General features: G+C 73.5%; 19 protein-coding genes. 11 read left to right on the top strand and 8 right to left on the bottom strand.

The annotated features are described in order from the left end of the window. The first annotated feature begins 226 nt into the window (after positions 1-226). The 4 genes from QQS41_RS09235 to QQS41_RS09250 are packed head-to-tail and all read left to right on the top strand — an operon-like array spanning position 227 to position 4,112. Positions 227-1,354: a TRAP transporter substrate-binding protein gene (locus tag QQS41_RS09235; RefSeq protein WP_448852408.1), complete on the top strand. Its 1,128-nt coding sequence runs from the start codon at positions 227-229 to the stop codon at positions 1,352-1,354. Then, entirely contained in the window at positions 1,351-1,962 is a 612-nt protein-coding gene (locus tag QQS41_RS09240) for a TRAP transporter small permease (protein ID WP_448852409.1), read from the top strand. The genes QQS41_RS09235 and QQS41_RS09240 overlap by 4 nt, the downstream gene beginning before the upstream one ends. Before the next feature lies 1 nt (position 1,963). After that, the gene (locus QQS41_RS09245; protein ID WP_448852410.1) at positions 1,964-3,247 is read left to right on the top strand and encodes a TRAP transporter large permease; all 1,284 of its coding nucleotides are present in this window, start codon (positions 1,964-1,966) and stop codon (positions 3,245-3,247) included. 58 nt (positions 3,248-3,305) lie between these two features. Then, the gene (locus tag QQS41_RS09250) at positions 3,306-4,112 is read left to right on the top strand and encodes a crotonase/enoyl-CoA hydratase family protein (RefSeq protein WP_448852412.1); all 807 of its coding nucleotides are present in this window, start codon (positions 3,306-3,308) and stop codon (positions 4,110-4,112) included. A 211-nt stretch (positions 4,113-4,323) separates the two neighbouring features. Here the strand turns inward: QQS41_RS09250 and QQS41_RS09255 are convergent, their stop codons facing one another. After that, on the bottom strand, positions 4,324-5,055 hold the full coding sequence (locus QQS41_RS09255; protein ID WP_448852413.1) for an IclR family transcriptional regulator: 732 nt from the start codon (positions 5,053-5,055) through the stop codon (positions 4,324-4,326). A gap of 125 nt (positions 5,056-5,180) precedes the next feature. Between QQS41_RS09255 and QQS41_RS09260 the strand changes: the two genes are divergently transcribed. The 6 genes from QQS41_RS09260 (at position 5,181) to QQS41_RS09285 (ending at position 10,573) form a co-directional block, all read left to right on the top strand. After that, entirely contained in the window at positions 5,181-6,308 is a 1,128-nt protein-coding gene (locus QQS41_RS09260) for an acyl-CoA dehydrogenase family protein (protein ID WP_448852414.1), read from the top strand. Next, positions 6,308-7,354: an acyl-CoA dehydrogenase family protein gene (locus QQS41_RS09265; RefSeq protein ID WP_448852415.1), complete on the top strand. Its 1,047-nt coding sequence runs from the start codon at positions 6,308-6,310 to the stop codon at positions 7,352-7,354. The genes QQS41_RS09260 and QQS41_RS09265 overlap by 1 nt, the downstream gene beginning before the upstream one ends. A 34-nt stretch (positions 7,355-7,388) precedes the next feature. Next, positions 7,389-8,585: an MFS transporter gene (locus tag QQS41_RS09270; RefSeq protein ID WP_448852416.1), complete on the top strand. Its 1,197-nt coding sequence runs from the start codon at positions 7,389-7,391 to the stop codon at positions 8,583-8,585. 24 nt (positions 8,586-8,609) lie between these two features. Then, a complete protein-coding gene (locus tag QQS41_RS09275) occupies positions 8,610-9,818 on the top strand; it encodes a CaiB/BaiF CoA transferase family protein (protein WP_448852417.1) in 1,209 nt (402 codons plus the stop codon). 122 nt (positions 9,819-9,940) lie between these two features. After that, the gene (locus QQS41_RS09280; RefSeq protein ID WP_448852418.1) at positions 9,941-10,180 is read left to right on the top strand and encodes a hypothetical protein; all 240 of its coding nucleotides are present in this window, start codon (positions 9,941-9,943) and stop codon (positions 10,178-10,180) included. A gap of 6 nt (positions 10,181-10,186) precedes the next feature. Further along, positions 10,187-10,573 (top strand): RNA-binding S4 domain-containing protein, encoded by a 387-nt coding sequence (locus tag QQS41_RS09285; RefSeq protein WP_448852419.1) that lies wholly within the window; start codon positions 10,187-10,189, stop codon positions 10,571-10,573. Between the two features lie 6 nt (positions 10,574-10,579). Here QQS41_RS09285 and QQS41_RS09290 read toward each other — a convergent pair whose 3' ends face one another. From QQS41_RS09290 to QQS41_RS09300, 3 genes are all read right to left on the bottom strand, one after another. After that, positions 10,580-11,902 (bottom strand): GTP pyrophosphokinase, encoded by a 1,323-nt coding sequence (locus tag QQS41_RS09290; protein WP_448852420.1) that lies wholly within the window; start codon positions 11,900-11,902, stop codon positions 10,580-10,582. A gap of 6 nt (positions 11,903-11,908) precedes the next feature. Then, positions 11,909-14,371, bottom strand: coding sequence for a malto-oligosyltrehalose synthase (gene treY / locus QQS41_RS09295; protein ID WP_448852421.1), 2,463 nt, complete (start codon positions 14,369-14,371; stop codon positions 11,909-11,911). A gap of 236 nt (positions 14,372-14,607) precedes the next feature. Next, positions 14,608-16,134, bottom strand: a complete 1,527-nt coding sequence (locus tag QQS41_RS09300) for an exonuclease domain-containing protein (protein ID WP_448852422.1) — start codon at positions 16,132-16,134, stop codon at positions 14,608-14,610. A 368-nt stretch (positions 16,135-16,502) separates the two neighbouring features. On the opposite strand from QQS41_RS09300, the gene QQS41_RS09305 reads away from it, so the two are divergent. Continuing rightward, positions 16,503-16,754 carry a HigA family addiction module antitoxin gene (locus QQS41_RS09305; RefSeq protein ID WP_448852423.1) on the top strand — a complete coding sequence of 84 codons (252 nt, stop codon included), beginning with the start codon at positions 16,503-16,505 and terminating at the stop codon, positions 16,752-16,754. Between the two features lie 126 nt (positions 16,755-16,880). Here the strand turns inward: QQS41_RS09305 and QQS41_RS09310 are convergent, their stop codons facing one another. Genes QQS41_RS09310 through QQS41_RS09325 form a run of 4 tightly spaced genes read right to left on the bottom strand, consistent with a single transcriptional unit; the run spans position 16,881 to position 19,739 of the window. Beyond that, positions 16,881-17,783, bottom strand: coding sequence for a hypothetical protein (locus QQS41_RS09310; protein WP_448852424.1), 903 nt, complete (start codon positions 17,781-17,783; stop codon positions 16,881-16,883). After that, positions 17,780-18,409 (bottom strand): hypothetical protein, encoded by a 630-nt coding sequence (locus QQS41_RS09315; RefSeq protein ID WP_448852425.1) that lies wholly within the window; start codon positions 18,407-18,409, stop codon positions 17,780-17,782. The genes QQS41_RS09310 and QQS41_RS09315 overlap by 4 nt, the downstream gene beginning before the upstream one ends. A gap of 5 nt (positions 18,410-18,414) precedes the next feature. After that, positions 18,415-19,383 carry an ATP-binding cassette domain-containing protein gene (locus QQS41_RS09320; protein ID WP_448852426.1) on the bottom strand — a complete coding sequence of 323 codons (969 nt, stop codon included), beginning with the start codon at positions 19,381-19,383 and terminating at the stop codon, positions 18,415-18,417. Next, on the bottom strand, positions 19,380-19,739 hold the full coding sequence (locus QQS41_RS09325; RefSeq protein ID WP_448852427.1) for a GntR family transcriptional regulator: 360 nt from the start codon (positions 19,737-19,739) through the stop codon (positions 19,380-19,382). Before QQS41_RS09325 ends, QQS41_RS09320 begins: the two co-directional genes overlap by 4 nt. Positions 19,740-19,818: the final 79 nt, after the last annotated feature.

Here is a 19,818-nt window from a genome sequence, read left to right on the forward strand (position 1 = left end):
GTGGTGCCACGTCAACCGTTGACCGGCGCTTTCGATGAGTGGGGTGGCGCGCGGGAATGCGCGCCGAAAAGGGGATTCGAAACCGAAACAAAGCGCTTGACTCGTTTCGGACAAAAAGTAAGCTGGCTCACAGTACGCGGTTCGGTAGTTAACTACGGAAATGCGTAAAGGCGACGCGGCGGGGACGCCGCGGAGCCGCCGAAGCACCCGACGAAAGGAAGGCCACGTGACGGATGGCAGAAGGACGGGAGGTGCACGCGCCCGGCGAGGGCTCGCCGCAGGCGTCATCGCGGCGGCCACGCTGACGGCCGCGTGCTCCTCCGCCGGCGGCCACGGGGCGGCCGAGGGGGAGACGACGCTCATCATGGGCGACAACTTCACCCTCACCCACCCCATGGGCGTCGGCGGCACGAAGGCGTTCACCGAGTCGCTCGCCGCCGAGGGGCCCGACGCCGGGCTGCACCTCGAGTACTTCGGCAGCGGCCAGCTCGGCAAGCAGTGGGACATGCCCACCGTCGTCCGCACCGGCGTCGCCGACATCGCCGTGGTGTCGCCGTCGTACGTGTCCTCCGAGATGCAGCTGTCCAGCGTGGGCGACCTGCCGGGCCTCGTGGAGGACTCGTGCGTCGCCTCCAACGCGCTGCTGGACATGATGTCGCCCGGCGGCATCCTCTACGAGGAGGAGTTCGAGCGCCTCAACCTCCGGCCCCTGTGGGTCGGCGTCATCCCCTCCTACGAGGCGATGACCTCCGAGCGGAAGGTCGAGGTCCCCGACGACCTGCGCGGCATGGTGCTGCGCTCGACCGGCGGGCCGCAGGACCGCGTCGTCGACGGCGTCGACGCCGCCGGCGTCGCCATGCCCATCGGCGACCTGTACGAGGCGCTGACCCGCGGCACCGTCGAGGGCACCGTCGCCAGCCCGACCTCCATCACCCCGTACGGGCTGGAGGAGGTCATCGGCTACTCCACCCGCGGCGCCAACCTCGGCTCCTTCACCTCCGCCTACGTCATCAACGAGGACACGTGGCAGTCGCTGACCGACGAGCAGCGCGACCTCATCTCCCGCCACGCCGCCACGGCGCAGGAGACGCTGTGCCGCGAGCTCAACGCCTCCGTCGCCCGCTCCGCCGATCAGATGGAGGAATCCGGTGTGGAGTTCGTCGACGTCACCGGCCACGAGGCCGAGTGGGAGGCGCTGCTGGAGCCCGCCCGCCAGTCGTGGGTGCGGGACCTGGAGTCCATCGGCCGCCCCGCCGGGGCGGTGCTCGACGAATTCGAGAGGGCGCTGGCGGCCAACGCCGACCACGCCGACCCCGCCGTCGCGCGGGAGGAGGGGAAGGAGGACGGCGCATGACCGAGGTCATCGTCCATCCCGGCCACCGGGGCATCGGCGAGCGGACCACGTTCGGGTTCGTCACCGACGACTACCCGATGCTGCACAAGGTCCAGAACCTGATCTCCGGCGTCTGCGCCGTCATCGCGGCCGTCGCCGTGGCGCTCAGCGGCATCCTCACCATCCTCGAGGTGTTCATGCGCGCGGTGCTGAAGTCGCCGCTCGGCTGGAACATCGGCTTCTCGGAGCGCTACCTCATGGTCGCCATCGGCTTCTTCGGCCTGGTGACCGCCTACCGCACGGGCGCGCACATCGCCGTGGCGTCCGTGTTCGGCAAGTTCCCGCGCCCGGCGCGCAAGGCGCTGATGCTGCTGGCGGAGGTCATCGTCGCGGTGACGTTCCTGCTGCTGCTCATCGCGGGAATCGACGGGACGCTGTTCTCCGTCTCCATCGGGGAGCGCGTGCCGCCGGGGATGTCGGATGTGCCGTGGCCCAGCTGGACGTGGCGGGCGATGGTGCCGACGGCGTCGGCGCTGGGGCTCGTCATCGTGCTCATCGACATCTTCCGGGAGATCACCACGCCGTGGGATCGCACCGCCACCGACTACGAGCCGGGGGAGGGCCACTGACATGCTGCTCGCCATCGTCATCATCCTGCTGATCGCGCTCATCATGCTGCGCGTGCCCGTGTCGTTCGCCATCTTCGGCGCGGGCCTGGTGGGCATGATCGCGCTCGGCGGCTTCGAGGTCGCCCTGCCGGTCATGCAGACCGCACCCGTCACCGCGGTGCGCTCCACCTCCCTGACGGCCATCCCGCTGTTCATGCTGATGGCCCAGTTCATGCTCATGTCCGGCCTGCTGGACTCGCTGTTCGACGCGGCCCGCGGGCTCGTCGGCCGCGTCCCCGGCGGCACGGCGGTCGCCTCCGTCGGCGCCGGCACCGCCTTCGCCGCGGTGTCCGGCTCGTCGACGGCCGCGGCCGCGACGCTGGCGCAGACGTCGACCGCGCGCATGCTGCGCGAGGGCTACCGCCCGGAGGTCGCCAGCGGCCTGGTCGCCTCCGTCGGCACGCTCGCCGCGATGATCCCGCCGAGCATCATCCTGGTGTTCTACGCCATCACGGCGGAGGCGCCGGTCGGCGACGTGCTGGTCGCCGGGTTCTTCCCGGGCATCCTCATCGCCGTCGCGATGATCGCCACGATGTACCTCGGCATGCTGCGCAACCGGAAGGCCATCCCGGCCGGCGAGCGTACCCCGGCGAAGGAGAAGATGCGCCACCTCGCGCAGGCGTCGCCGCTGCTCATCGTGTTCGTCGCGGTCATCGGCTCCATCTTCCTCGGCGTGGCGACGCCGACGGAGGCCGCCGCGCTCGGCGCCTTCGCCGCGCTCGTCCTCGTCGTGGTCCGCGGACGGTGGAGCCGGAGGGGCGTCGGCGTGTGCCTCGTGGAGACGGTGAAGTCGACCGCGATGATCCTCGCCATCATCATGTCCGCCCACGTCCTGGGGCACTTCCTCACGGAGACCCGCGCCGCCCCGAAGCTGGTCGACGCCATCGAGGCCTCGGCGATGCCGACGCTGCTCATCATGGCGCTCATCGCGGTGTTCTACGTGGTGCTGGGCTTCTTCATGGACCAGATCGCCATCATCGCCCTGACGGTGCCGATCGTCCTGCCGGTCGTCGAGGGCCTCGGCTACGACCCGGTGTGGTTCGGCATCTTCATGATCCTCCTCGCGGAGGTCGGCATGGTCACCCCGCCGATGGGCATCAACGTGTTCGTCGTGTCGAAGTCGGCGGGCATCAACCCGATGACCGTGTTCCGCGGCGCCTTCCCCTACGTCGTCGCCATGCTGATGATGGCCGCCATCTTCCTGCTGTGGCCGCAGCTGGTGCTGTGGGTGCCGCAGCTGATGTAGCGGCGGGTGCCGGGACGGACGGAAGAGATAAAGGAAGATAAAGGGAACGGAGAAACGAATGACCGACAACCAGGCCGTGCTCGTCGAGCGGGACGGCTCCATCGAAACCTGGACCATCAACCTGCCGGAGTCGCGCAACCCGATTTCGGCGCCGGAGGTCGTCGACGCGCTCGTCGCCAACGTCGACCGGGTGAACCTCGACCACGACGTGCGCGGCGTCATCCTCACCGGCGCGGGCAAGGCGTTCTCCGCCGGCGGCAACGTCAAGGACATGGCCGACCGCGCCGGCATGTTCGGCGGCAGCCCCTACGAGCTGCGCGACGGCTACCGCAACGGCATCCAGCGCATCCCGCGGGCCCTGTACCACTGCCAGGTCCCCGTCATCGCCGCGGTCAACGGTCCGGCGGTCGGCGCCGGCTGCGACCTGTCGCTGATGTGCGACATGCGCGTCGCCTCCGAGCGGGCGTGGTTCGCGGAGAGCTTCGTCGGCCTCGGCATCATCCCCGGCGACGGAGGCGCCTGGTTGCTGACGAAGGCCATCGGCCCCGCCCGCGCCGCGGAGATGGCGCTCACCGGCGACCGCGTCACCGCCGACGTCGCGCTCGAGTGGGGCCTGGTCAACGAGGTCGTCGCCCCCGACGACCTCCTGCCGGCGGCGCGCCGCCTGGCGGAGCGCGTCGCGAAGAACCCGCCGCACTCCATCCGCATGGCCAAGAAGCTGCTGCGCGAGTCCCAGCACCAGTCGCTGGAGAGCCTCCTGGAGCTCTCCGCCGCGATGCAGGCGCTGGCCCACCGCACCGAGGACCACCGCGAGGCGCTCACCGCCTTCGTGGAGAAGCGGCCCGGCGAGTACCGCGGCCGCTGACGCGGCGGCCCCGGGGCGCCGGCGCCGCCGGGGCCGCGGGGCGCCGGCGCCCGTTCCGGCGGGCCGAGGGCGCTCCGGCGAATGCGGGGGACGACGAGGGGCGGGGCCCGGCGCAGGACGCGCCGGGCCCCGCCCCGTCGTCACGCGCGACGCGCGCGGCGCCCCGGGCGCCGCCGCGGCGGGGGAGGGGACCCGGGCACGGCGGACGTCGTCACGCCCGGCCCGACCAGGCGGCGCGGCGGCGCTCCAGGACCGCGACGAGCTCGTCGCGCCGGGCGGCGATCTCCTCGCGCGAGCCGATGACGCCGAGCGCGGCGACCGTGTGGCCGTCCTGCTCCACGGCGACCGAGACGCCGTCGACGCCGGCCTCCGCGACCGCCGGCGAGGCGCACAGGCCCGTCGCCGCGATGTCCTCCGCCTGCGCGAGGAACGCGTCGACGTACGGCTGATCCTCGGGGGAGAGGGACTTCAGGTACGCCCACAGATCCCGGCGGTCGAACCGGCTGAGCAGCACCCAGCCCGTCGAGGTGCGGATGAGGGAGCGGGGCAGGAAGTTCTCCGTCAGGTACTGGTACGTCATCCCCTCGGCGGCGTGGTCCAGGTAGAAGACGCGGCCGCCGACGGCGACGGACAGCACGGTGACCATCCCCGTCTCCGCGAAGATCGACTCGATCTCCGCGTGCGAGACGGCGTCGACGGGGCGGCGGCCGGCCATCGCGTTGAGCAGGTAGGGGGCCATGCCGAGCGTGTAGCGCTTGTCGCGCTCGTCGAGGTAGCCCGTCGCCGTCAGCCCGTTGACGAGGCCCTGCGTCGTGCTCAGCGGGTAGCCCAGCTCCTGCGCGATGCCGGTGAGCGTCAGGCCGTCCCCGGAGCGCGCGACGAGCTCGAGGATGGCCGCGACGCGGTCGACCATGCGGTGCCGGGGGCGGACTGTTTCTGCCATGGACGGAGGATATCAACGCCGCGACCTGGGCCACCGGAATTTCCTCACCAAAATCACGTAGAGGGTTACGTAAATGCGGATCGCTGTGTAGTGTGAGCGTCGTCACCGAGAAGTTAGGAGTCCAAATGAAACAAGATTCCGGAGAGCTGCTGGAGCTGCGCCTCGCGGTGCGTGCGTTCCTGCGGGAGAAGATCGAGGAGGGCCGGTTCGTCCCCAGCATCGACACCTGGCTGACCCGCTGGGACGAGGGCTTCACCCGGGAGCTCGCCCAGCAGGGGTGGGTCGGCATGACGGTGCCGGAGGAGTACGGCGGGCACGGCCGCACCTTCATGGAGCGCTTCGTCGTCACCGAGGAGCTCCTCGCCGTCGGCGCCCCCGTCGCCGCCCAGTGGGTCGCCGACCGCCAGATCGCCCCCTCGCTGCTCGCCCACGGCACCGAGGAGCAGAAGAAGGAGTACCTCCCGCGCATCGTCGCCGGCGAGAGCTGCTTCGCCATCGGCATGAGCGAGCCCGACTCCGGATCCGACCTCGCCTCCGTCCGCACGCGCGCCGTGCAGGTCGACGGCGGCTGGAAGGTCACCGGCACCAAGGTCTGGACCTCCGGCGCCCAGCACTCCGAGGCGTTCTTCTGCCTCGCCCGCACCGAGCCCGTCGACACCTCCAACCGCCACGCGGGCCTGTCCCAGTTCCTCCTGGACCTGCGCAGCGAGGGCGTCACCATCCGCCCGATCCTCTCCATGTCCGGCAGCCGCCACTTCAGCGAGGTCATCCTCGACGAGGTGTTCGTGCCCGACGAGATGGTCTTCGGCGAGATCGGCCAGGGCTGGAGGCAGGTGAACTCGGAGCTCGCGTTCGAGCGCTCCGGCCCCGAGCGCTTCCTGTCCTCCTTCCGCCTCTTCGCCGAGGCCGTCCGCCCGTCCTCCGGCGGCGAAGCCGTCCTCGACGCGGCGACCGCCGGACGCTGGGCGGCCCGCCTCGCCGGCCTGCACGGCATGTCCCGCTCCGTCGCCGAGACCCTCCAGGGCGGCGGCCGCGCCGACGTCGACGCCGCGCTGGTCAAGCTCCTCGGCACCGCGACCGAGGGCGACATCGTCGACGTCGTCGACGCCGCCGTGGGCGACGAGGCCCACCACGACCCGGCCCTGCTGGAGCTGCTCCGCGCCGGCGTCGTCCAGCGCCCCGGCTTCACCCTGCGGGGCGGCACCAACGAGATTCTGCGCGGCGTGATCGCGCGGGGACTGGAGCTTCGCTGATGAGCATCATCGACACCACCGTGGACAAGGACCTCCGCGACCTCATCTCCGACCTGTTCACGCAGGCCGTCGACGGCGAGGAGACGTGGGACGCCACCTGGGCCAACCTCCGGGAGACCGGCCTGGCCCGCCTGACCGGCGACGAGGAGCACGGCGGCTCCGGCGCCGGCTGGGGCGAGGCCGCCGCGCTGCTCACCGGCGCCGCCCGCGCCGGCGCCCCCGTGCCCTACGCCGAGACCGACCTCATCGCCGGCCGCCTCCTCGCCGACGCCGGCATCGCCTCCGACGACGCCGTGCGCACCCTCGCGCTCGTCGACGACTCGGGCGCCGCCCAGCGCGTCGCCTGGGCCCGCGAGGCCACCGCCTTCGCCGTGCTCGGCCGCCGCGGCGGCTCCTGGGTCGTCGCCGACGTCCCCGCCGACGCCGCCACCGTCACCGACTACCCGGCGCCCGGCCGCGAGCCCCGCGCGAACGTGTCCTTCGACCCGTCCGTCCTCGACGGCGCCGCCGAGGTGCCGGAGTCCGCCGTCGCCGCGCTCGTCCTGCGCGGCGCCCTGGCCCGCTGCCTGCAGACCGTCGCCGCCCTGGAGACGGCCTGCGACCTGGCGCGGGAGTACGTCGTCACGCGCCACCAGTTCGGACGCCCGCTGGCGAAGTTCCAGTCGGTGCAGAACCTCGTCGTCGACGCGGTCGCCGAGACGACGCTGGCCCGCTCCGCCGTCGACGAGGCCCTCGCCGACGCCATGGAGACCGACCTCGCCGGCGAGCTCAGCGCCTTCCGCGTCGCCGTCGCCAAGTCCGTCGTCGGCCGCGCCGCCTCCGTCGCGGTCCGCAACGCCCACCAGGCCCTCGGCGCCATCGGCACCACCGAGGAGCACTCCCTGCACCGCTTCACCAACGCCGCCCTGACGTGGCGCGCGGAGTTCGGCGCCATCCGCACCTGGGAGGAGGCCATCGGCGCGGCCGCCGCCTCCGGCGACGTCGACGCCGTCTGGGCCTTCGTCGTCCAGGGCGCCGCCGTCGACGCCCCGCTGCCGGCGCGCTGACCGGCGGAGTCCGCGCGACGTGATGGCCGGCCGGATGACGGGCCCGTTCCCGCTGCTCTTCCTCTCGGGGGTGCTGCTCCACGGCGCCTACGACGCGGTGCGGGTGCTCGTCTCCTACAAGGTCATCGCCCTCGGCGGCGGCGCGGCGGAGGTCGGCGTCATCGCCGCGACCTTCGCGCTGGTGCCGGTGCTGCTGGCGCTGCGCATCGGCCGCCGGGTCGACGCCCGCGGCAGCCGCGGCGCGATGGTCGCCGGCACGGTGCTCAGCGCCGCCGCGTGCGCGGCGATCTGGGCGTCCGGGTCGCTGGCGGTGCTCGCGGCGGCGAACGCGGCGCTGGGCCTGGGCCAGGTCATGACCTTCCTGGCCGGGCAGGGCGTCGTCATCGAGAACTCCCCGCCGGAGCGCTTCGTCCACGGCTTCGCGCTGTTCGCGCTGTCCGTCTCCGTCGGCCAGTCCATCGCTACCCCGGCGGTCGGCGTCATCGCGGAGGTCTCCCGCGGCCCCGGTGGGGTCGTCGACGCGGGACCGGCGCTGGCGGCGATGACGGCGGCGACCGTCCTCGCCCTGCCCCTGGTGCTGCTCCTCCCGCGGCGGGCGCGGGCCGCCGCGGACGGTGCGGCGGATGCGCAGTCGCGTGACGACGGCTCCCGCCCCGGCTTCGGACGGCTCCTGCGCGTCGGCGGGATGCCCGCGGCCATCTGGTCGAGCGTCGTCGTGCTGACCGGCATCGACCTCATCACGGCCTACATGCCCGTCGTCGGCGAGGCCCACGGCATCTCGCCGCTCGTCGTCAGCCTCCTCGTCGCCACCCGCTCGGTGCTGTCGATGGTCTCCCGGGCGGCGATGCCGGCGCTGACGCGGCTGGCGTCCGAGCCGGCGCTGCTGACCGCGGCGCTCGGCGCGTCGACGCCCGCCATCCTCCTGGCGGCGGTGACCGGGGAGCTCGCGGCGCTCTTCGCGTCGATGGCCGTCGTCGGCTTCTGCTGGGGGATGAGCCAGCCGCTGTCCATGAACTGGGTGGCGACGCTCGTCGACGCCCGCGTCCGCGCCTCCGCCCTGTCCCTCCGACTGACCGGCAACCGCATCGGCCAGGTCGCCGTCCCCCTCGTCGCCGGCGCGCTGGCCGGGCCGCTCGGCCCCGGCTCGGTCTTCGCCGTCTCCGCCGTGCTCGCAGGCTCCGCGACGGCCACCACCTGGCGCAGCCGCCTGTCCGGCGGCGCCCGCTCCTGAATCATGTCAACGAAAGGAACCCCCATGCCCTCCTCCCTCGACGGAATCCGCGTCATCGACCTCTCCCGCGTCCTCGCCGGCCCGCTGTGCGGGCAGATGCTCGCCGACCACGGCGCCGAGGTGTTCAAGGTGGAGCCGCCGACGGGCGACGAGACCCGTCACTGGGGCCCGCCCTTCGTCCGGGAGAACCAGGCCGCGTACTTCACCGGCCTGAACCGCAACAAGCGCAACATCTCCCTCGACCTGAAATCTCCGGAGGGCATCGCCGTGCTGCGCCGGATGCTCGCCGACGCCGACGTCCTCATCGAGAACTTCAAGGCCGGCACCCTGGCGAAGTGGGGGCTCGACGACGCGACGCTGCGCGCCGAGTTCCCCCGCCTGGTCCACTGCCGCATCACCGGGTTCGGCGAGACCGGCCCCATGGGCGGGGCGCCCGGCTACGACGCCGTCATCCAGGGCCTGTCCGGCCTGATGTCCATCAACGGCGAGGCCGACGGCCCGGAGATGCGCATCGGGATCCCGCTGGTCGACATCGTCACCAGCCTCAACGCGATGTCCGGCATCCTCATGGCGCTGCGGGCCCGCGACACGACGGGCCGCGGCCAGCTCATCGACATGGCTCTGCTGGACTCCGCCCTGTCCATCCTCCATCCGCACGCCCAGTCGTACCTCGCCTCCGGGCGGGACCCGCGCCGCACCGGCGTCGCCCACCCGACCATCGCGCCGTACGAGACGTTCACCGCCGCCGACGGGCCTTTCTTCCTCGCCGTCGGCAACGACCGCCAGTTCCTCCGCGCCATCGAGGTCCTCGGACTGACCGAGGAGCTGTCGGGGCCGGACTTCTCGACGAACCCGCAGCGCGTCGTCAACCGCGACCGGCTGCGCGCCATCCTCGGCGGCCGCATCGTCGAGTGGACCCGCGCCGACCTCGCCCGCGCCATGACGGAGGCCGGCGTGCCGGCGGGCCCGGTCAACAAGGTCAGCGAGGCGCTCGCCGAGCCGCAGGCCCGCCACCGCGACATGGTCGTCCAGCTCGACGATTACGTCGGCGTCGGCCTGCCCATCAAGCTCACCGACACCCCGGGCTCCGTCCGCTTCGGACCCCGCCCGCGCGGCGCCGACAACGACGAGATCCTCGGGGCCTTCGGCTTCACGGAGGAGGAGCGGGCGCGGCTGGCCGCCGACGGCGTCGTCAGCGCCGACGAGCAGGCCGGCGCGGGGGTGCCGTCGTAAAGCACATGACGTGGGGGATGGCGCGGGCGGTGCGTCCGGCGCGGGCGGCGGGACCCGTGACGCGCCGCCCGGGGCGCGGACCCGAATCCGCGTCCGCGGGCCCGCCGGTTATGATCCCGGACATGAGCTCCAACCTGTCCCGACGTCCCGTCAACCCCATCCAGCAGCGCAAGGACGCCGTGCGCAAGTACAGCCGCAATGCGGTGGTGTGGGCCGGCGGCGGCGTCGTCGGCGGTGCCGCGCTGGGCGTGCTGGCCGGATCGTGGGGACTGTTCGTCGTCATCGCGGTCGTGGGCATCGCGATGGGCTGGTTCAACTGGTCGAAGGTCCAGAAGATCGTCAACTACCGCGACCCGCAGTAGGCCGCGATGGCGACGGAGCCCCATGACGACTCCGCCCCGGTGCGCGTCGACGCGTGGCTCTGGGCGGTGCGTCTGCTGAAGACCCGCTCGCAGGCCGCCGACGCGTGCCGCGGCGGGCACGTGAAGATCAACGGGCAGGCGGTCAAGCCCGCCCAGCCCGTCACGCCGGGCGACGAGGTCCGCGTGTGGGCCAACCACCGCGAGACCATCGTCGAGGTGCGCCGCACGCTGAAGAAGCGGGTCGGCGCGCCCGTCGCCCGCACCTGCTACCTGGACCGGACGCCGGCCCCGCCGCCGCGGGAGGTCATGGCGTCGCTGCCGGTGCGCGACCGCGGCACCGGTCGGCCGACGAAGAAGGAGCGCCGCCAGCTGGACCGGCTGCGCGGGTTCTGAAGGAGCTCAGTCCTCCTGCGCCGGCTCCGCGTCCCCGCCCGCGCCCGGATCCTCCGCGCCATCGGCGACGATGCCGGCCTCCCGCAGCTGCGCCAGCCGGGAGGAGAGCCGCTGCGGGCGGATCTTCGGGTGGGCGCCGGTGCGCCCCGTCTTCTCCGCGTGGGCCTCGCCGTGGCGGGCCAGCAGCAGGTCGTCGACGATGCGGACGTGGCCCGGCGTGAACCGGTAGCGCAGCGCCTCGCCGACGCGGCGGACCAGCGCCGGCTCGATGAGCTCCTTCAGCTCCCCGACGGTGCGGACGCCGTTGTGGCGCAGCAGCTCCTCCAGCCACGGGTAGTGCTCGGACTTCGACGGCGGCAGGCCCGGCAGCAGCAGCGTCAGCAGGCCGGGAAGGGTGCCGGCGGTCAGCTCGACGTCGTCGGCGCGCTCGACCGGCCGCTGGACGATGTCGGCGGTGCCCGGGGCGTCGTCGCGCCCGCGGGCGGGGACGGCGTCGCCGGGGGATCCGGAGCCGGGGCGGGAGGCGTCGTCACGCGACTGATCGGCCGCGCCACCTGCTGCGTTGTGGTTGCGTGACGACGGTTCCCCCGCCGCCGCGGAGCCCGGATCCGCGGCAGCCGCGGCCGCGCCGCCCGGAGCGCCCGCCGGACCGGCGGCGCCGACCGGACCCGCCGCACCCGCCGCCGCTTGCGCGGCGTCGGCCGACTCGCCCTCGTCGAGGATCGCGGCAATCTGGTCGAACTGCTGGTCCGCCAGCTCGATGAGCCCGGCGGCCAGGGCGAAGGCGCGGTTGACGCGCGGGTCGACGTCGTTCGACTTGTAGCGCACGTCGTGCTCGAACTCCGCCCACGCGTGCTGCAGCACGGTGCGGACCTGCACCTCGAACATCAGCCCGCGGTAGGCCTCCAGGCCGGGCGGCACCTCGGCGGCCGGGTCCTCCGGCACGCGGAGGATGAGGTGGTGGGAGCCGTAGCCCAGGCGGCCGGCGACGCGGTTCTCCAGGCCCTTGTCGATCTCCCGGAGCACCTCGAACGCGTCGCCGAGGACGGAGAGGATGCCGGGGATCTCGGTGGAGTGGTACGTCGTCACCCGCACCCCGACCAGGTCGTGGAGGTCCTCCCACGGGTCGGGGTAGGCGAAGGAGCCGTCGGGGTTGCGGCTGACCGCCTTGGCGCGCAGGGAGCGCCACTGCTTCACGCGGGCGGTGACGTTGTCGAACGCCAGGCCCGCGTCGTACAGCAGCTCCCGCACGGCGGCGGAGAACTCGCGCGCCGCCTCCGGGTGGGCGGCGACCCAGGCGTCGTAGCGCGCCCGCAGCTCCTTGATCATCGGGGGCTACTCGGCCTCGTCGTCCCTGACCAGCAGGGCCACGGGGTAGGTGCCGAACAGCGAGGCGACGGCGACGCGGCCCGACCACGTGTGGCCGGTGAAGCGGTCGGTCCAGAAGCCCTCCGGCAGGGTGACGGTGGTGTCGCCCCAGCCGCCGTCGCGCTGCAGGCCGGTCGGGCGGCGGGTGGCCAGGGCGATGACGTCCTGATCGCCGCCGACGGGGCCGCGGGCGGCGCCGACGAGGTGGCGCTCGCCGTGGCCGACGGCGAAGACCGGCTGGTAGGTGCCGCCGACGAAGGACTCGGGGCGCTCGCGGCGCAGCCGCAGGCCGTGGTGGACGACCATGAGCTTGACGGCGTCGGCGGCGTCGGCGCCGAAGTCCTCCGGGAACTCGTCCGGGGTCTCCGGGCCGGTGACGGGGGAGGGCACCTCGCCGCGGCGGACGGCGTCGAGGGCGCGGTCGCGGGCGGCGTAGTCGACGAAGCGGCGGTTGTCCGGGTCGACCAGGGAGTCCTCGATGAACTCGGTGCCCTGGTAGGTGTCCGGGATGCCGGGGCCGGCAAGCTGCAGCAGCTTGCGGGACCAGGAGGTGATCTGCCCGGCGGGGGCGATGCGGCGGACGAACTCGGTGATGTCGTCGGTCAGCGGGCCGTCGAGGAGGTTGTCGATCCAGGTGCGGACGGACAGCTCGAAGTCCTCGTCGACGTCGGTCCAGGTGGTGTGGACGCCGGCCTCGCGCATCGCCTTCTCCGCGTAGGCGTGGAGGCGCTCGCGCAGCTCGTCGGTGATGACGCCGTCGGCGGGCCACACGCCGATGATGTTCTGCAGCAGGAAGTAGCCGGTGGCGCCGTCGGGCGCCGGGGTGATGGCGTTCCAGGAGCGCACGGCCTCCGCCCACGCGCCGGCGAGGTCGGACAGGCCGAGGATGCGGGCGCGGACGTCCTCGCCGCGCTTGGTGTCGTGCGTCGACAGCGCCGTCATCGTCTTCGGCCACAGGCGGGAGCGCTCGTGCTGCAGCAGGTGGTACTCGGCGGCGGACATGCCGTAGGCGCCGGGGTCGCCGCCGACCTCCTGGGAGCTGATGAGGCGGCAGGCGCGGTAGAACGTCGTGTCCTCGACGCCCTTGGCCATGACGGCGCCGCAGACCTGCGCGAAGCGGACGGACGCCTCGCCCTGGGCGATGAGTCCGGCGGAGATGAGGTCCAGCGCGAAGACGCGGGAGGGGAAGCGGGCGACCATGTCGGAGATGGTCGCCGAGGTGACGCGGGACAGGGACTCGTAGTCGGCGCGGTACACGGGGATGGCGGCGACGAGCTGGCAGATGGTGTCCTGCAGCACGTCCTCCGGCACGTTGTCGCCGGCGGTGGACCAGTTGTCGCGGCGCAGGGCGCGGGCGAGGCGGCGGACCTCGGCGGCGAGCTCGCCCTTGGCGGTGTCGTACTTCAGGCGGCGCTCGGTGGCGGAGACGGCGTCGTGGTCCCAGGTGGAGCCGGACTCGTGGAGGGCCAGCATGGTCATCTCGTCGCGGGAGTCGCGGTTGACGAAGACGTTGTCGAACTCGCGCAGCGCGTCGTAGCCGGTGGTGCCGTCGGCGGACAGGCGGGGGTCGAGGGGCTCGTCGGCGCCGAGGATCTTCTCCAGCACCAGCCACTTGTCGTCGCCGATGAGGCGGCGCAGCTGGGTGACGTAGCCGAACGGGTCGGACAGGCCGTCGGGGTGGTCGACGCGGACGCCGTCGATGACGTCGGCGGCGATGAGCTCGCGGATGACGCGGTGCGTGTGCTCGAAGACGACGGGGTGCTCCTGGCGGATGCCGGCGAGGCCGTTGACGGAGAAGAAGCGGCGGTAGCCGATGACGCCGTCGCGCCAGAACATCAGGCGGTACGACTGCCGGTCGTGGACCTCCTGCGGCGTGCCCTCGTCGGTGCCGGGGGCGATGGGGAAGACGTTGTCGTAGTAGCGCAGCAGCGGCTCGTCGCCGGAGCGGTCGACCTCGAGCTTGTCGACGTCTGCCGGGTCGCCGAGGATCGGCAGGCCCATCTTGCCGCCGGCGCCGTTGTCCTCGTGCCAGTCGATGTCGAAGTACGGCTCGAACTGGGAGTCGCGGCCGTGGGTGAGGACGTCCCACCACCACTCGTTGAGCTGCGGGTCGTCGACGCCGAGGTGGTTGGGCACCAGGTCGATGATGATGCCGAGGCCCGCCTCGTGCGCCACCTCCGCGAGGTGCTGGATGCCGGCCATGCCGCCGAGCTCCGGGTTCACCGTGGTCGGGTCGATGACGTCGTAGCCGTGGTTCGACTCCGGCACGGAGGTGAGGATGGGGGAGAGGTAGAGGTGGGAGACGCCGAGCTTCGCCAGGTACGGCACCTGCTCCGCGGCGTCGGCGAAGGTGAAGGCCCGGCCGTCCGGGTCGGCCTTCGGCCCGCGCAGCTGCAGGCGGTACGTGGAGGTGATCGGTCGGCGTTCCATGGGGCGGGGGGCCTTTCGGGGTTGCGTCGGCCGCCGTCGCGGGCGGCCCCTTCGGTCGCCCCCACTGTAGCCGCGGCCCCGACACGCCGCCCCGCGCGCGGGCGGCGGGGTGCACGCGTCCCCCGCGGGTCGGCGCGGGGTGCCGCGCGCGGGGTATCGCGGGGTTGCGCGTCAGGTGCTTTGCGACGGTGCCCGCGCCCGCGCCGGGCGCTCCTCCGGCGGGGCTCCCGGCGCCGCTAGTGGTCCAGGCCGAGGACGTCGAAGAGCTGCTTCTCGTCCCAGATGTCGATGTCCTGGCCCTGCTCCTTCAGCTCCCGGGCGCGCTTCTCCTTGGACGTGACGTTCTTCCAGGGGCCGGCGACGAGGATGGTCGTCTTCTTCGTGACGTTCTTGCCGACGGTGCCGCCGGCCTCCGCGATGCCCTTCCACAGGTCGCCCTTGTCGTAGGGCTCGAAGTCGCCGGTCAGGGTGACGTTCTGGCCGTAGAGCAGGCCGTTCGGGTCGGCGTCCTCGTTGGCCTCCGGCACGACGTCGGGGGTCTTCGCCCGGTCCCAGGCGGGGCGTCCGCCGCCGTTGCCGCGGCCGCGGCCCTTCCCGCCGCGGGCGCCGCCGCGGTTGCCGCCGCGGGCCCCGCCCCGGTTTTGGCCGCCGAAGCCCCCGGCGGCGCCGCGGCCCGGCAGGTAGCGCACGGGCTCGGCGCCGTGGGCGCCGAGCGAGCCCATCCGCAGCCCCAGCGACTCGGAGAAGGCCACGGCGTCGGTGGTCGCCTCGGCGGCGTGGGCGGCGTCGCCGCGCATGAGCCACAGGGCGACCTCTGCGCAGGCGACGGCGTCGGCCGCCGCGTCGTGGTGCTCCTCCAGCCGGTGGCCGGAGGCCTCGGCCAGCGTCGGCAGCCGGTAGTTCTCCACCTGCACGTTCGGGGCGTTGCGGGCCCACATGTAGGTGCAGGCGAACGTCAGCTCGGGGGCGTCGGCGCCGGCGGCGCGGCACGCCCGCGCGATCTCGCCGAAGTCGAAGCGCGCGTTGTGGGCGACGACGGGCCGGCCGCCGGCGATCTCCGCCAGGCGGGGCATGAGGTCGGCGAACGCCGGGGCGTCGGCGACCTGCTCCGGGGTGATGCCGTGGATCTCCACGTTGCCGTCGTCGAAGCGCTCCAGCCCCTCGGGCGGGCGGCAGTACCAGGAGTGCGTCTCGGCGACGGCGCCGGCGCGGACGACGGCGAGGCCGATCTGGATGATCGCGCCGCCGTCGTTGTTCGCCGTCTCCACGTCCAGGGCCGTGAACTGCACCGGCGCGCCGGAGGCGGGGTCGGGCAGCGCGCCCGGGGCCACCGGGGCGGGGGCCTCGCCGCCGGATGGGTCCCACTCGCCGTCGGCGGGGGCGGGGGCGACGCCGGTGGCGGCACCGTCGAGAAGCTCCTTCACCGCCTCGGCGGCCGCGTCCCCGTCGTCGCCGGCGGCGTGCAGCGCGGCGACCGCGGCGAGCAGCGCGCGGGCGGCGGCCAGGCACGACGGCATGACGCGCACGGCCGGCAGGCCGCCGCCGAGGCGCAGCTCGCCCGGCAGCAGCGGCGTCGGCTCCGTCAGCTCCGCGTCGCCGAGGTCCGCGGGGTCGGCGGAGACCGGCCCGCGGTCGGTCACCAGGGTGCGGGCCAGCTTCGACACCGTCACCCGCCCGGCGTCGACGCGGGCGACCGCGCCGGAGAGCCGGACGATGGCCGCGGGGGAGGCGGGGGTGGGGGAGTCGGCCGTGGAGTCGCTCATGGCGCCCGATCCTAGCGGGCGGCCCGGCACCGCCCTCCGGTGCCGGGGCGCGGAGCCTGGACCGCGCCCCACCTGGGGTGATGTCGGTCACACCGGGTTCCCCGATGTGAGTTTCCGTATATAGTCCGGCGACTTTTTGCTGAATGTTCTGTGAATATGCAGGTCAGCGTGTCGCGCGCTCTCCGGCGATCGGTGTTATCGTCGGATTCGCCCACGGCGCGTGGTTTGCACCGCCGCCCGCGATCGGGGCTATTTTGCACAGGTCGCCGGAACACCCGCCGGCGGCGCCCATGACAGTCCAGCCCGGCGACCGCCGGGTGCCGCACCGGCCCCGAACCCGGGGCCCGCCTCACGGAAAGGTCCGGCCCATGCACGACGAGCACACCACCCACCCCGGAATCGTCCTCAACGACCGCTTCCTCGGCCCGCGCGGCATGAGCGTCTACCGCCTGGCCCTGGCCATCAACGTCCCCAGCTCCACGCTCGAGCGCTTCGTCGGCGGCCGCACGCACGTCACGCGCGACCTCGCCAAGCGCCTCGGCGAGTACTTCGACACCGACTCCCGCTACTGGCTGGACCAGCAGCAGCGCTTCAACGACCGCCTGTCCGTCCGCGCCTGACGCGCCCGGGCCGCGCGAGGGTCCCGTCGTCAAGCATCGCGTGACGACGGCGACCCGCCCGGCCCCGCGATCGCACCCGGCCCCGGACCCGCTCCGCGCGGGTCCGGGGCCGTCGGCGTGCGCGGCCTACGCGTCCGTCCCGCGGTACTCCCGCAGCGCGGCGGGCACGGCCCAGGCGAGCGTCACGGCGGAGACGATCGCCGGGGCGGCGACCAGCCGCCAGCCCTCGGCGGGCTCGTGCCGGTCGCGGGTGAACGGGACGCCGCCGGCGAGCCACGCGATGAGCGACTCGGCGAACACGACCACGACGATGATCGCGACGGCCAGGAGAACCGTCCGGCCCGTGCCGCGGCGGGCGGAGAACGCCGCCAGGAAGATGCCGACGTAGGCCGCCGCGGCCACCGCCAGCACGATGACGGCGAAGCTCAGCGCCATGTCGCCCGCCCCGAAGCCGGCGTACTCCACCAGATACGGCTCCCCGTTCGTGTCCATGTGCGGCGCGTTACCCGACCGGGACAGCAGATCGAAGGAGAAGTGCGGGTTGCGGGAGATCTCGTACGCCGACCACGCGACGCCCGCACCGGCCGCGAGCAGGCCCATCGCCAGCACCGGCGGCACCGAGCCCAGCAGCCAGCTCCCCGCCGGCACCCGCAGCTGCCGCGCCGCGCGGACCCCGGAGGCGGCCTCGAAGAACAGCACGGCCGCCCAGACGTGCAGCAGGCCGATGCCCCAGTGCAGGTCGATGACGACGTAGAGCGGCGTCAGGACGATGGCGGCGAGGAGCAGCGCCCGCCCCGGCCGGGCGAACGCGCCGATGCGGGTGCGCCAGGAGGCGGAGGTGGTGCCGTGGTCGCGGTTTCCGCCGCGGTCGGCGGTGGTCGTGGGGGAGTCGGTGGTGTCGGCGGTCGTCATGGTCGTCTCCTTCCGTTCGTGGGGTCGGTCGTCGGTGTCGGTTCGGTCGTCGGTCCGGTTGTCGTGGTCGTCGGGTCGTGCGTCGACGGGGCGGTGCGCTGCCGCGTCGCCGGTCATGCCGCCCTCCGCGTCTGGGCGACCGCGACGAGGAACCCGATCGCCGCCAGCGGCAGGAGGAACACGAAGACGGCGGGGACGGGCGCGCTCATGTGGGCGCCGGGGTTCTTCGCCTCGGGGATGAAGAGGGCGTAGAGGATGAGCGCGGCGACGCAGGCGACGAGCGTTCCCAGCGCCGCCATGAAGCCGTGGCGGGCGTGGATGGTGCCCAGCGCGATGCCCGCCCATGCGCAGGCGAACAGCACCACCGCGACGACGGTGAACGTCGCCGGCGTGACCTCGGTGGGCGACGTGTCGGGGCCCATCGCGATGTACGGCGACGTGATGTACGGGTCCCAGCTCATCCGGTAGCGCGCCCAGGCGGTGAACGTCGCGGCGGGCACGAGGGCCGCGGCCGCCGACAGCAGCGCCGCGCCGGACAGCCACCGGCCGCGGGGGATCCGCACCGTCCGGGCGACGTGCGCGGAGCGGGCCAGAATCCAGAACGCCACGGCGACGGCGAGCGGCGTGACGAAGGCGCGGAGGTCGTATTCGAGGATGATGAGCGCCGCGGCCAGCGGGACGATGAGCCACGCGACGGGGCGGTTCGGGATGGCGAAGCTGCGCAGGGACCTGATGGCGGACATGGCGGTCACTTCCCTTCGGTGTCGTCGTCGGCGGCGGGTGCGGTGGCGTGCGGGGAGGCGGGTGCGTTTACGGGAGCGGCGGCGTCACCGGCCGGGGCCTCCCCGCCCGGCGTGCCGTGCATGGCGAGCAGGTCGATGAGCTCGCGGTCGTCGGGCCCGGTGACGCGCACTCCGTCGGCGCGGTCGGTGCGGCCTTCGGCGCCTGCGCCGCTTGCGCGGGCCGCGTCGTCACGGTCTTCCGCGAGGGGCGCTCCGAGGCGGACCTCGAGCATCCCCGCGAGCGAGCGCTCCGCGAGGACGGGGCGGTTCCCGGCGAGGGCGCGGACCGCGTCCGCCGGTCCGGTGAGCAGCGGGAACCCGGCGCGCACGTCGTCGAGGGCGACGGGCCCGGCGACGCCGCCGTCGCGGACGATGGTGACGTCGTCGACGAGCCCGGCCAGGTCCTCCGCGCGGTGGGAGGTGATGAGCACGGTCAGCTCGTCGCCGCGCCGGGCCAGGACGTCGACGATGGCGTCGCGGAGCACGTCGCGGCGGCCGGCGTCGAGGCCGTTGAACGGCTCGTCGAGCATGACGACGGGCGTCCGCGCGGCCAGCGCCACGACCGCCGAGAGCATTTGCCGCTCGCCGGTGGACAGGCCGCGAAGCCGCGACGTCGGCGACAGCCCGATGCCCTCGAGCTGCGCGGACGCCCACTCGCGGTCGATGCCCGGGACGCCGAGCTCCGCGTAGTCCAGGTGGGTGCGGACCTTGGCGCCGGCGAACTCCGCGTCGCCGCCGGCCCTCGACAGGGAGGCTGGCGAGGCGGTGACGCCGGGGGCGGCGTCGGGGTCGAAGACGTGGCGCAGCAGCGTCGTCTTGCCGGCGCCGTTGGGGCCGATGAGGCCGTGGACGCCCGGGCCGAGGCGCAGCGAGGGGATGGTCAGGATGGTCCGGCGGCCGGCGCGGAGCCGGGCGTTGGTGAAGTCGACGGTCATTGCCGCGTCCTTTCGTCGTCGATGAGCTTGTGGAGTTCGTCCGGCGTGATGCCGAGCGCCGTTGCCTCCTCGAGGAGGGGGCGGACGAAGCCGGAGGCGAAGCCCTCGCGCCGGGCCGCCCGGACGCGGTCGCGGGCGCCGGCGACGACGAACATGCCGAGGCCGCGGCGGCGCTCCAGCAGTCCCTCGTCCGCCAGCAGCGTCAGCGCCCGGGCGGCGGTGTTGGGGTTGACGGAGTGGAAGGCGGCGAGCTCGTTGGTCGACGGCGCGCGCTCGCCTTCGGGAATCGCGCCGTCGCCGACGGCGTCGCGGATGTCGTCCGCGATCCGCCGGTAGATGGGGCGGGAATCGTCCATGGTGGCTCCCCGTTCCTTGGTTACCTAGCTACGTAGGTAACCGTAGGGGTGGTTAGGTCGCGGCGTCAAGGGGTATCCC

This window comes from Corynebacterium sp. 335C (assembly GCF_053525695.1).